Source organism: Streptococcus sp. SP1 (assembly GCF_030440005.1).
Taxonomy (GTDB): Bacteria; Bacillota; Bacilli; order Lactobacillales; family Streptococcaceae; genus Streptococcus; species Streptococcus parasanguinis.
In genome coordinates, this window is the sequence record NZ_JAQFJJ010000005.1 from 1 (window position 1) to 13,388 (window position 13,388).

General features: G+C 41.7%; 7 protein-coding genes. All 7 read left to right on the forward strand.

Annotation, left to right across the window (positions count from 1 at the left end; all coding sequences use genetic code 11):
- Positions 1-433: 433 nt before the first annotated feature.
- The 7 genes from glgB (at position 434) to atpB (ending at position 13,369) form a co-directional block, all read left to right on the forward strand.
- The gene (gene glgB, locus PCY07_RS03620) at positions 434-2,341 is read left to right on the forward strand and encodes a 1,4-alpha-glucan branching protein GlgB (RefSeq protein WP_301355303.1); all 1,908 of its coding nucleotides are present in this window, start codon (positions 434-436) and stop codon (positions 2,339-2,341) included.
- A gap of 50 nt (positions 2,342-2,391) precedes the next feature.
- Complete coding sequence (locus tag PCY07_RS03625) at positions 2,392-3,534, forward strand: glucose-1-phosphate adenylyltransferase (RefSeq protein ID WP_014713084.1); 1,143 nt, start codon at positions 2,392-2,394, stop codon at positions 3,532-3,534.
- Positions 3,524-4,660 (forward strand): glucose-1-phosphate adenylyltransferase subunit GlgD, encoded by a 1,137-nt coding sequence (gene glgD, locus PCY07_RS03630; protein WP_301355304.1) that lies wholly within the window; start codon positions 3,524-3,526, stop codon positions 4,658-4,660. Before PCY07_RS03625 ends, glgD begins: the two co-directional genes overlap by 11 nt.
- A complete protein-coding gene (gene glgA / locus PCY07_RS03635) occupies positions 4,660-6,087 on the forward strand; it encodes a glycogen synthase GlgA (RefSeq protein WP_301355305.1) in 1,428 nt (475 codons plus the stop codon). The genes glgD and glgA overlap by 1 nt, the downstream gene beginning before the upstream one ends.
- Positions 6,088-6,319: 232 nt before the next feature.
- Complete coding sequence (locus PCY07_RS03640) at positions 6,320-12,193, forward strand: ZmpA/ZmpB/ZmpC family metallo-endopeptidase (protein ID WP_301355307.1); 5,874 nt, start codon at positions 6,320-6,322, stop codon at positions 12,191-12,193.
- A 228-nt stretch (positions 12,194-12,421) separates the two neighbouring features.
- Entirely contained in the window at positions 12,422-12,622 is a 201-nt protein-coding gene (locus PCY07_RS03645) for a F0F1 ATP synthase subunit C (protein WP_003006433.1), read from the forward strand.
- Between the two features lie 33 nt (positions 12,623-12,655).
- A complete protein-coding gene (atpB, locus tag PCY07_RS03650; RefSeq protein WP_003017795.1) occupies positions 12,656-13,369 on the forward strand; it encodes a F0F1 ATP synthase subunit A in 714 nt (237 codons plus the stop codon).
- Positions 13,370-13,388 lie beyond the last annotated feature (19 nt).

Below are 13,388 nucleotides of genomic sequence, written 5' to 3' on the forward strand. Positions count from 1 at the left end.
AGGTCTGTGACGAGTCAAATGCAATAAGGCTTGAACAAAGTGAAAGCCAGCGTCTTTAGGCGCTGGCTAGTTATCTGGGCTTATAGCCCTGGTACAAACCACCCGTTTGACGGGTGGTCATGATTTTCTTATATGTTATTTTCTAATGAAACAATAGAAATGTTTGTTTTTATTCGTAATCAACTAGATAGTAATAAAAATATTAGAAGGGTAGTTCGGTTTTTTGTTTAAAATCCCTAAGATATATAGTATAATCATAAGTAAGATTAGGAGGAAAACGAAGAGAACAAAGAAAAAATTCGGGATAGAAAATGACAAAAATTTTCCTGATATTTTTACATGATTTTACAGGAATAAACTTGAAAATTAAGTGAGTTTATAGTAAAATAAAAACATGTAGAAAACGCTTTCAAAAACAAAAAGAGGTGAGTTTATGGATAGAAGCACAGATTTATGGACGTTTGGAAGAGGGGATAATTTCCGTCTTCAAGAGTACTTAGGAGCTCACAAAGAGTTCGAAGGAGATCAAGAAGGTTACACCTTCCGTGTATGGGCCCCGAATGCTCAGGCAGTTGATCTGATTGGTGATTTCACTGATTGGGAAGCCCGTAAAATTCCAATGGTTCGTAATGAAGGAGGCGTCTGGGAAGTCTTCTGTCCCGATGCAAAAGAGGGAGATATATACAAGTACTTGGTGACGCGACAAAATGGTCATCAGGTACAAAAAATTGATCCTCTAGCGTTATGGATGGAAAAGAGACCCAATACAGGATCTATTATTAAGACCATTCCAGAGAAAAACTGGAAAGATGGTCTTTGGCGGGCACGCCGTAAAAAGCTTGGTTTTAAGGAACGACCTGTTAATATCTATGAGGTGCACGCAGGATCGTGGAAACGAAATGAAGATCACAGTTCCTATACCTTTAAACAACTAAAAGAAGAACTGATTCCTTATCTGGTTGAGATGAACTACACTCACGTGGAATTTATGCCAGTTATGGCCCATCCATTGGGACTGAGCTGGGGATATCAGCTCATGGGTTATTTTGCACTCGAACAGACTTATGGTAGTCCAGAAGAGTTTCAAGACTTCGTGGAAGAATGTCATCTCAATAATATCGGTGTTATCGTGGATTGGGTACCTGGTCATTTCATTATCAATGATGATGCCTTGGCTTATTATGATGGAACACCAACTTTTGAGTATCAGGATGAACATCGGGCCCATAACTATGGTTGGGGAGCTTTGAACTTCGATTTAGGAAAAAATCAAGTACAGTCATTCTTGATTTCTAGTTTGAAGTTTTGGATTGACACCTATCATTTAGATGGAATTCGGGTTGATGCCGTGAGCAATATGCTCTATCTTGATTACGATAGCGGTCCATGGACACCAAATATTGATGGGGGAAACCTCAACTATGAAGGGGTTCATTTCCTCAGACGTTTGAATGCGATTATCAAGAACGAACACCCAGATGTTATGATGATTGCAGAAGAAAGTTCTGCTGGTCAAAAGATCACAGGCCCTGAAGAAGAAGGTGGTCTTGGTTTTGACTATAAATGGAATATGGGTTGGATGAATGATATTCTCCGATTCTATGAGGAAGACCCGGTCTACAGGAAATTTGACTTTAATCTGGTAACCTTTAGTTATATGTATGCATTTTCCGAAAATTTCCTTCTTCCTTTTTCACATGATGAAGTAGTGCATGGCAAGAAGAGTTTGATGCACAAGATGTGGGGAGATCGTTACAATCAATTTGCTGGACTCCGTAACCTTTTGACTTATCAGATTTGCCATCCAGGAAAAAAATTACTCTTTATGGGTTCGGAATTTGGTCAATTTTTGGAATGGAAGTCAGAAGAGCAACTGGAATGGGGCAATCTAGAGGATGAAATGAATGCTAAGATGCGTCGTTTCACTTCTCAGCTCAATCATTTCTACAAGGAACACAAGGAATTGTGGGAGATTGATGATAGCTTTGATGGCTTAGAGATTATTGATGCAGATAACCGGGATCAGAGCGTCTTGTCTATGGTCCGGAAAAATCGTAAGGGCGATCTTTTGGTGTGCGTTTTCAATATGGCACCAGTAGAACGCAAGGACTTTACGATTGGTGTGCCTGTATCAGCGGTCTATGAAGAAATTTGGAATACAGAATTAGAAGAATGGGGAGGTGTCTGGAAAGAGCACAATCCGACAGTTCAGTCTCAAGAGGGACTGTGGAAGGATTATGAACAAACCTTGACCTTTACTTTGCCGGCTTTAGGAGCTAGTATTTGGAAGGTGAAACGCAAGGTGCGTAAGACAAAATCTAAAACATCAGATAAGAAATGACGATCGGTTGACTCTATGGGAGTCCAGGCTTTAAAAAGAGGAAGTAGTCAATGAAGAATGAAATGCTCGCTTTAATTCTTGCCGGTGGGCAAGGAACACGTCTTGGAAAATTAACCAAAAACATCGCAAAACCTGCGGTTCAATTTGGTGGGCGCTATCGGATTATCGATTTTGCGCTATCAAACTGTGCCAACTCAGGAATTCACAATGTTGGTGTGATTACACAGTACCAGCCACTTGCCCTTAACAGCCATATTGGGAATGGTTCCAGCTGGGGCTTGGATGGAATCAATACGGGTGTGTCTATTCTCCAACCTTATTCAGCTAGTGAAGGAAATCGTTGGTTTGAAGGAACTAGCCATGCCATCCTCCAAAACATCGACTATATCGACAGCATCAATCCGGAATATGTCTTGATATTATCTGGGGACCACATCTATAAGATGGATTACGATGATATGCTTCAAGCGCACAAGGATAATAATGCAAGCTTAACTGTTGCCGTCCTAGATGTACCTTTGAAGGAAGCAAGCCGTTTTGGAATCATGAATACAGATGCCAATAATCGGATTGTCGAATTTGAAGAAAAACCAGCTGAACCAAAATCTACCAAGGCTTCCATGGGGATTTACATCTTTGACTGGGCTCGTCTCCGCAATATGTTGGTTGCTGCTGAAAAGAGTGATATCGATATGTCAGACTTCGGTAAAAATGTCATTCCAACTTATCTAGAATCAGGCGAAAGTGTTTATGCTTATGAATTCAATGGTTATTGGAAAGACGTTGGTACGATTGAGTCTCTTTGGGAAGCCAATATGGAATATATCGATCCAAATAATGCCTTGGATAGTCGCGATCGTCACTGGAAAATCTATTCACGCAACCTCATTTCTCCACCGAACTTCTTTGGGGAACATGGCCACGTCGAAGATTCTCTTGTCGTCGACGGTTGTTCGGTAGACGGTACAGTCAAACACTCCATCTTATCAACAGAAGCTCAAGTTCGTGAAGGAGCAGTTGTCGAAGATGCTGTCGTGATGAGCAATGCCATTATCGGTAAAGGAGCTGTCGTGAAACGCGCGATTATCGGGGAAGGTGCAGTCATTGCAGAAGGTGTCGTGATTGATGGAACAGAGGAAGTACAAGTTGTCGGTTACAATGAAAAAGTGGGGGTAGCAACAGATGAAGATTGATAAATATTCAGCCATTTTAGGAAATACAGTTGGGTATCATGATATGTCCACTTTGACTAGCCATCGTCCGGTAGCATCCCTACCGTTTGATGGGAAATACCGCTTGATTGACTTTCCATTGTCTAGTCTTGCAAATGCTGGTATTCGTAGTGTTTTTGGGATTTTCCAACAAGAAAATATTAGTTCGGTCTTTGACCATATTCGTTCAGGTCGTGAGTGGGGCTTGTCTACTTTATTGAGCCACTATTACCTCGGAATCTATAATACTCCAGTTGAAAATACAACGGTAGGACCAGAATACTACCAACAATTATTGACCTATTTGAAACGGTCTGGTTCTAACCAAACAGTTGCTTTGAACTGTGATGTTTTGATGAATATTGATCTCAATCAGATTTTCCACCTTCATAATACCATTGATCGTCCGATTACAGTGGTTTATAAAAAGTTGCATCTTCAAAATATCTCTGAAGTGAATGCTGTCTTGGAAATTGATGAAACAGACCATGTTACAGAGCAAAAACTTTTTGATGGCAAGGATCCTGATGAAGTATACAACATGTCAACAGATGTCTTTATTGTGGATACTCCTTGGTTGATTGAAAAAATAGAAGAAGAAGCTAAGAAAGAATACCCACAAAAATTGCGCTATATCTTGCGTGATTTGGCGGTGGAATACAATGCTTTTGCTTTTGAATATACAGGCTACCTAGCAAATATTCATTCAGTTGAATCCTACTACCATGCAAACTTGGATATGTTGGAAAACCAAAAATTCATGAAGCTCTTTTCACCAAATCAAAAAGTGTATACGAAGGTGAAGAATGAAGAACCAACTTATTATTCCAAGACTTCAAATATTAAAACGTCTCAATTTGCTTCGGGTAGTATTGTAGAAGGAACCGTTGAACGCTCTGTTGTTTCACGTCGGGTACACCTTCATCAAGGTTCAGAAGTCCGTAGTAGTCTTCTTTTCCCTGGTGTTGTAATTCATGAAAATGCAATCGTCGAACATGCCATCCTGGATAAGGGGGCCGAAGTGGCTGCTGGTGTGACGATTCGTGGGACAGAAGAAGCACCTGTCGTGGTTAAAAAAGGAACGATTGTTACAGAGGATATTGTCTAATGAAACTATTATTTGTTGCAGCTGAAGGAGCACCGTTTTCTAAAACAGGGGGGTTGGGAGACGTCATTGGCGCTCTTCCTAAATCCTTAGCTAAAAGTGGTCATGATGTGCGCGTGATCCTCCCATACTATGATATGGTAGAGGCCAAGTTTAGAGATCAAATCGAAGATGTCTTGCATTTTGAGACCAAAGTTGGCTGGAGAAGTCAATATGTTGGTGTGAAACGCATTGTGCGCGATGGAGTCACCTTTTACTTTATTGATAACCAACACTATTTCTTTAGAGGCCATGTGTATGGTGACTTTGATGATGGCGAACGCTTTGCCTTCTTCCAGCTTGCGGCCTTAGAAACGATGGAACGGGTTGACTTCATTCCAGATGTTCTTCATGCACATGATTACCATACAGCGATGATTCCTTTCTTGCTTAAGGAGAAATACCGTTGGATTCAAGCTTATCATGGGATTAAGACAGTATTGACCATCCATAATTTGGAATTCCAAGGTCAGTTTGACCCAGGAATGTTATGGGATCTATTCGGAGTGGGATTTGAACGCTATGCAGACGGAACGCTTCGGTGGAATGATTGCCTGAATTGGATGAAAGCCGGCATTCTATATGCTGACCGTGTGACAACCGTATCTCCTAGTTATGCACATGAGATTATGACTTCTGAATATGGTTGTGGCTTGGATCAGATCCTTCGGATGGAGTCTGGCAAGGTGACCGGTATTGTTAACGGGATTGATGCGGATCTATATAATCCTGAAACTGATCCGCTTCTGACGTATCACTTCAGTCTCTCAGATCTTTCAGGTAAAGCAGCTAGTAAACGAGCTCTTCAAGAACGTGTCGGTCTACCCGTTCGCGATGATGTACCTTTGTTTGGGATCGTCTCTCGTTTGACACGCCAAAAAGGTTTTGATGTTGTGGTAGAAGAGTTGCATCAACTCTTGCAAAAGGATATTCAGATTGTCTTGCTCGGTACAGGAGATCCTGGATTTGAAAATGCCTTTGCTTGGTTCGGTCAAGCCTACTCAGATAAACTTTCAGCTAATATCACATTTGATGTCCAATTGGCCCAAGAAATCTATGCAGCGTCAGATGTCTTCTTGATGCCAAGCCGCTTTGAACCGTGTGGTCTTTCTCAAATGATGGCCATGCGTTATGGAACCCTTCCTTTGGTGCATGAAGTCGGCGGACTTCGAGATACGGTTCAACCGTATAATGTTGTTGATGGAAGTGGAACAGGCTTTAGCTTCAATAATTTGTCTGGCTATTGGTTTAACTGGGCAGTTGATGAAGCTTTGGCTGTCTACTACAAAGACAAACAGGCTTGGTATGGTCTGCAAGAGCAAGCTATGACTCGTGACTTCTCATGGGATACGGCTAGTCAACGATACAATGATTTGTACCAATCCTTATAAATAGAACTATGATACAAACGCCTTTCGAGGCGTTTTTTGTTTTGCTTTCTTCCTATAAATAAAACGGTTTATTTTTTTGAGTTTTAGTGCTTGCTAAAATAGAAGAAAAAAGATAAGATAGGTGAAGGTAAAAAATCTCGGGAAGTTCCTTGCTTTCGGAAACTATTTTCCTTCTCCATATAAAATAAGGCTTTGACCTGAGGTTTGAATATTACTATATAGGAATTTTAGGATGAAAAAAGCAAAACAATTTTTTGAAAAGAAGACCAAATATTCGATTCGGAAATTATCCGTTGGGGTTGGTCCAGTGGCCATTGGAGCCTTTTTATTTGGAGGAAGTCTGTTAGGAGCTCGTCCTGTCAAAGCTGATCAGGTGACCTTATCTGCTAATGTGCACTTAGGATATGTGACAGAAGAAGAGCTAACTGCTGAAGAAAAGGCACAGGTGATTCATGCAATCCCTGAAGCATATCAAAATGAAGATACTTTCTATCTCGTCTATAAGAAGAAGGAAACAACTCAGCCAGTTCTTCCTCAAACAGGAAGTCAGGAAGTCGCCCTTTTTGGGTTAAGCTTAGCCACTGCTTCCTTTGCGGTCCTCTTGCTTTCTAAAAAGCACCGGAAGAAGGTCATGGGTGTCCTTTTGATTGGAGCCATGGGACAAAGTCTTCTACTTCCAGTTGAAGTTGCAGCCCTACAAAATCAAGTCTTGCGCGCCTATAATCAGGATCTTGCGATCACATCGAGCAAAGATCTTGAAAATGGCGTGCTTCATATTGACGGCTATGATTATGTTGGCTATCTGCGCTACCCGTCAGTCCAAAAGACGAGCTTACAAGAGCCAAAGACTATGCAGGAAACGAAAACTTCTGTAGAAGGAACGATCAAAGCAAGTACAGGGATTCTACCAGTGGAACCACAAGCGCGTGTGACCCCAGAAGTCGCTCCAGCCTTTCCTCAAGTTGAAAAACCAAGCCTGGAAGTCTCTACTGAGCCTGTACCATTTGAAACGGTCCACCAAGCTGATCCTACATTAGCCAAAGGGCAAACCAAGGTGCTGACTGCTGGCCAAAATGGGGAGCGGACCATATTGACGGAAGTGAGTGTGGTAGATGGACAAGAAGTTCGCAGAGTAGTTGAAAGCAAGGTCACTAAAGAACCAGTTTCACAAATTCTTGCTGTTGGGACAAAAGAAGATGCCCAACCAACCCCTCAACCCAATCCTTCTCCAGTTGTAACGGCCAAAGGGACACAAGAAGAAGGTCATGTCGGTGAAGCTCCTGTTCAACCAGAAAATCCAGTCTATACAGGCGTAGTGGAAGCTAAGGGAACACAAGAAGAAGGCCATGTTGGCGAAGCTCCTGTTCAACCTGAGAACCCAGCCTATACAGGAGTGGTGGAAGCGAAAGGAACACAGGAAGAAGGCCATGTCGGCGAAGCTCCTGTTCAACCAGAGAACCCAACCTATACAGGTGTGGTAGAAGCCAAAGGGATACAAGAAGAAGGCCATGTCGGCGAAGCTCCTATTCAACCAGAGAACCCAACCTATCAAGTAACGGAAGGGACAGTAACAGAGACAGAAACGGTAATCCTTCCATATGAAACAGAGTATGTAACGGATGCCAATCGTTACACCGATGAAGAAAGCCTTCTTCAGAAAGGTGAGGCCGGTAGCCAGGAAATTCGCCGTGTTTATAAGACGGTCAATGGTGAGAAAAATGGTGAGCCCCTCAGCACGACAACTGAAACGGTAAAAGCTCCTGTGACAGAAAGAATCAGTCGTGGGACCAAGGCGATTGAAGGCCAAACAGAGGAAGTTGCTTTTGAGGAGATTCCATTTAAGACGGTAACCGAACAAGATGCCACCTTGCTAAAAGGATCAGAAACAGTTTCTCAAGCCGGTAAAAATGGGAAGAAGAAAATCACCAAGGTTTACAAGACTATTAAGGGGGTCAAAACGGCGGATGCTCCTACGATTTCCGAAGAAGTGGTAGAACAAGCGCAAGATCAAATCATTAAAAAAGGAACAAAGGAATTAGATAAGCCAACCTTGACCTTGACCAATCTTGATCAGGAAGTGTTGAAGCGCAGTGCTAAAGCTACTTATCATTTGGACAAACCAGAGGGTGTGACCATCAAGTCTATCCAGGCGGTATTGAAAAAGGGCGATCAAGTGGTGAAAACCCTGACCCTTTCAGAGACGAACTTGGCAGCTACCTTAGCAGACTTAGACTATTACAAGGATTATACGCTCGCAACGACCATGGTCTATGATCGTGGAAATGGGGATGAAGAAGAAGTTCTCAAGGAAGAACCGTTGAGGATTGATCTTAAAAAAGTTGAAATCAAAAACATCAAGGAAACCAGTCTGATTAGTGTGGATGACCACGGACTTGAGACGGATAGCAGTCTCTTGACTGAAACACCGTCTGATGTGAAGCCATACTACTTAAAGGTTACCACCCATGATAATAAGGTCACAAAACTAGCCGTTGATAAAATTGAAGAAGTGACGGTAGATGGCACGACCCTTTACAAAGTAACAGCCAAAGCTCCTGATCTCATCCAACGGACTGCGGACAACCAATTTAGTGAGGAATATGTCCACTATATTGCGAAACCCAAAGCACATGAAGGTGATGTCTACTACAATTTCAACGAACTTGTAAAAGCCATGCAAGCCAATCCGACTGGTACCTTTAAACTGGGTAGCAATATGAATGCGGCTAATGTCCAGCCAGCAGGGAAATCCTATGTGACCAATGCCTTCAAGGGAATTTTGGAAAGTGCGGATGGAAATACATTTGCCATCCATAACATTACAAGACCATTATTTGGGAACATCGAAGGTGGCTCGGTTAAGAATCTCTTGCTTGAAAATGTCAATATTGACCTACCTGGGACAGATCGAGTAGCCCCAATCGCAGGTGTCATCAAAAACAATGCAACTGTCGAGAACGTTAAAGTAACAGGAAGTGTTGTCGGGAACAATGACGTAGCAGGAATTGTCAATAAAATTGATGGCAGTGGGAAAGTCAGTAATGTTGCCTTTATCGGGAAACTGCACGCTGCAGGTAATAGAGGAGGCTATCTAGCGGGTGTCCTTGGTGAGAACTGGAAAGGTGTCGTTGAAAAAGCTTACGTTGACGCTGAAATCACTGGTAACAAAGCCAAAGCGGCAGGTCTCGTTTATTCCTCTCAAAATGGTGCTAATAACTACACGGTCGGTAAAGAAGGGGTCCTCAGAAATTCAGTTGCTAAAGGTTCAATTGAACTCAAAGAAGCGGTCCAATCGGGTGGATTACTCGGGACCAACTGGGCCTTGGGGACTATTGAAGACAATATCACCATGATGAAAGTCAAAACTGGTGAGATGGTCTTCGGACACTCGGATATCGATGCAGATGATTACTTCACCTATTCAAGAACCAAGCGCAATTACAGTGTGGAGGGCGTGAGTGAAGGGAAGAAATCCTTTAACAATTCCCGTAGAATCCCAAGCATCTCGCTGGCAGAAGCTGAGCAGAAGATTGAAGCAATGGGAATCACTGCTGATAAATTTACCAGCAGTAAACCGATTGAAGTTACGCTCAATAACCTTGTTAGCAAAGACGATCAATACAAGGCAATCACTGCTTATGATGCGACTCGTGAGCTAGCTTACCGCAATATTGCTAAATTGCAACCATTCTACAACAAAGAGTGGATTGTAGACCAAGGGAATAAATTGGATGCAACTAGTCCTCTCTTGACCAAGGAAGTCTTGTCTGTGACGGCTATGAAGGGCAATGATTTTATAACTGAACTAGCTGATGCTGATCACATCCTGATCCATTATGCGGATAAGACAAAAGATATTTTTAGCATTACACCGAAAGACTCTAAGGTCAAACAAGTCAAAGAGTACAGTGTAGCGGAGCTCGGTGAAGTGGTCTACACGCCGAATATGGTGGACAAAGACCGGAGTGATCTCATTAGTGCCATTGTTGAAACATTAAATCCCGTCGAATTACAATCAGACCCTATCTACACACACCTTGGTAGAACAGGACCAAACAAAGTCAATGCCATTAAGAATCTTTACCTTGAAGAAAGCTTTCAAGAAGTCAAGGACAATCTGACTCACTTTGTGAAACAACTAGTTGAAAACCAAGACCATCAATTGAATACAGATGAGGTTGCTAAACGGGCCCTTATCAAGAAGATTGATGATCATAAGGCTGCTGTTCTTTTGGGGCTTTCTTACCTCAATCGCTATTATGGAGTGAAGTTCGATGATGTCCATCTCAAACAGCTCATGTTGTTCAAGCCAGACTTCTATGGGAAGAATATCGATGTTTTAGATCGCTTGATCGAAATTGGTTCAAAAGAAGATTATATCAAAGGGACTCGTACCCACGATGCCTTCCGAGAAGTCGTGGCTAAATCGACTCTTTCTGGTAACCTAAATGACTTCTTGAAGTACAATATGGAGCTCTTTACAAGTGATAGAGACTTGAATGATTGGTTCATCAAAGCAACCAAAGACAATGTCTATATAGTGGAGCCTGAGACGACCAATCCAGCGTTCGTATCTGCCAAACACAGAGCTTATGAAGGCTTAAACAATGATGTTCACGGTAAAATGATCTTGCCACTCTTGAACTTAAAAGATGCCCATATGTTCTTGATTTCAACTTACAATACCATGGCCTACAGTTCCTTTGAGAAATATGGCAAGAATACGGAAGCGGAACGAACTGCCTTCAAAGCGGAAATTGACAAGGTGGCTAAAGGACAACAGAATTACCTAGATTTCTGGTCACGTCTAGCAACGGATAAGGTTCGCAATCAACTCTTGAAGAGCAATAATATGGTGCCGACCCCTGTCCTTGATAATCAAAACTACAAGGGCATTAGTACAGATCGCTATGGCCATACCAACAGTGGCAAAGATGTCGCTCCAATTCGTGAATTGTATGGACCAACCGATCGTTACCATGCGACAGATTGGCGTATGGGAGCAACTGCTCGTGTCTATGGAAATCCTTATAAAGATGATTCTGTCTTCTTTATGGTGACGGATATGATCAGTGACTTTGGGATTTCTGCTTTTACCCATGAAACGACCCACGTCAATGACCGTATGGTATACTTGGGTGGCTGGAGACACCGCGAAGGGACAGATATTGAAGCCTTTGCCCAAGGCATGCTCCAAACACCATCTGTATCCAATCCAAATGGGGAATACAAAGCCTTAGGTCTCAACATGGCTTATGAACGTCAAAACGATGGAAACCAATGGTACAATACAAATCCAAATGATCTCACCTCACGTGAGGAGATTGATCGGTACATGAAAGGCTATAACGATACGCTCATGCTTCTGGATTACCTAGAAGGGGAAGCTGTATTGGATAAACATAGCAAGGACTTAAACAATGCTTGGTTCAAGAAGGTTGATAAACAATACCGAGGAGCGAACACCAAGAATCAATTCGATAAGGTTCGACCGTTGAGTGATGAGGAAAAAGCCATTGCTTTACATACAGTAGATGACCTCATCACCAATAATTTCATGACCAACCGTGGTCCTGGAAATGGCGTCTATAATCCATCTGACTTTGGTTCAGCCTATGTGACTGTGCCGATGATGACAGGGATCTATGGTGGGAACACCAGTGAAGGGGCTCCTGGAGCCATGTCCTTCAAACACAATACTTTCAGGATTTGGGGCTATTATGGCTATGAAAAAGGATTCCTGGGTTATGCTTCGAACAAGTATAAACAAGAATCCAAACAAGCTGGACTTGCCACTCTAGGAGATGACTTCATCATTAGCAAGATTTCTGATGGAAAATTTAACACTCTTGAAGACTGGAAGAAAGCTTACTTCAATGAAGTTGTGACAAGTGCCAAAAATGGAATTCAGGCTATTGACATCGATGGTAAAACCTACAATAGCTATGAAGACTTGAAACGTGCATTTGCTGATGCAGTGGATAAAGATAAGGCTACTCTAAGTAACGGTTCTGTCAAATTTGACAATACGGTTGAACTGAAAGAAAAAATCTTTAAGAAATTGCTACAACAAACGGACAGTTTCAAAACCTCTATCTTTAAATAATTGAATTCTCTCATCTGCTGAGCAGGTGAGAGTTTTTTAGAAGAAAAAATGAATAGAGGTGGACAAAGTGTCTAAAAATTAAAAGGAATCAATCGTAGATCGGAAAAATTATCATATTAAAAAAATAACGTAATTTAACAAAAACGCTTTCTTTTCTAGGAAATATTTGACTATTATATCTTTTAGGAGTAAACTAAGGAGGTAAAATTAATAAAAGGAGAATTCATCATGAATTTAACATTTTTAGGTCTTTGTTTAGCCTGTTTTGGTGTATCACTGGCAGAAGGTTTGATGATGAGCAGCTTATTGAAGTCTGCGTCTCGTCAACCAGAAATTATCGGTCAATTACGTAGTCTTTTGATCCTTGGTGTTGCCTTTGTCGAAGGTACTTTCTTCGTAACTTTGGTTATGGCCTTTATTATCAAATAAGCACTTCTAATTTAGAAAAGGAGGTGTCAAAACTTGGAAGAAAGTATCACTCCAACGATAACTCTTGGACCTGTAACTTTTAATTTGACCCTACTTGCTATGACCTTGATTGCTGTTTTGGTGGTTTTTGGCTTTATTTATTGGGCCAGCCGTAAAATGACGATCCGACCCAAGGGCAAACAAAATGTGCTGGAATACGCATATGACTTTGTCGTAGGCTTTACAAAAGGAAATATTGGGGAACATTATATAAAGGACTATTCCTTGTTCTTGTTTGTTCTTTTCCTATTTCTTTTAGTGGCCAATAACATTGGATTGATGGCTAAAATCGAAACGACCAATGGTTACAATTTGTGGACATCACCAACCGCTAACCTCGGTTATGACTTTGCCTTTTCATTTTTGATCACCTTAATCGCCCATGTAGAAGGAATTCGCCGACGTGGTGTGAAGGAATATTTAAAGGCTTTTGTGACACCTGGATTTATGACCCCCATGAATATTTTGGAAGAATTAACGAACTTTGCCTCCTTGGCACTTCGGATCTTCGGAAATATCTTTGCGGGTGAGGTACTAGCAAGCTTACTTGTGACTTTGTCGCATCAGGCTGTTTATTGGTATCCATTTGCCTTTATTGGAAGCATGGCGTGGACAGCGTTTTCGATTTTCATTTCATGTATCCAAGCCTATGTGTTTACCATGTTGTCATCAATCTATATTGGTAAGAAAATTAATGGCGAAGAGTAAGTAGAGGAGGAGTAGAAGA

Excerpts from the sequence above, each read along its gene's own strand:
- PCY07_RS03625 (WP_014713084.1), top strand. The coding sequence starts at position 2,392 with ATGAAGAATGAAATGCTCGCTTTAATTCTTGCCGGTGGGCAAGGAACA.
- glgA (WP_301355305.1), top strand. The coding sequence starts at position 4,660 with ATGAAACTATTATTTGTTGCAGCTGAAGGAGCACCGTTTTCTAAAACA.
- glgB (WP_301355303.1), top strand. The coding sequence starts at position 434 with ATGGATAGAAGCACAGATTTATGGACGTTTGGAAGAGGGGATAATTTC.
- PCY07_RS03645 (WP_003006433.1), top strand. The coding sequence starts at position 12,422 with ATGAATTTAACATTTTTAGGTCTTTGTTTAGCCTGTTTTGGTGTATCA.
- glgD (WP_301355304.1), top strand. The coding sequence starts at position 3,524 with ATGAAGATTGATAAATATTCAGCCATTTTAGGAAATACAGTTGGGTAT.
- PCY07_RS03640 (WP_301355307.1), top strand. The coding sequence starts at position 6,320 with ATGAAAAAAGCAAAACAATTTTTTGAAAAGAAGACCAAATATTCGATT.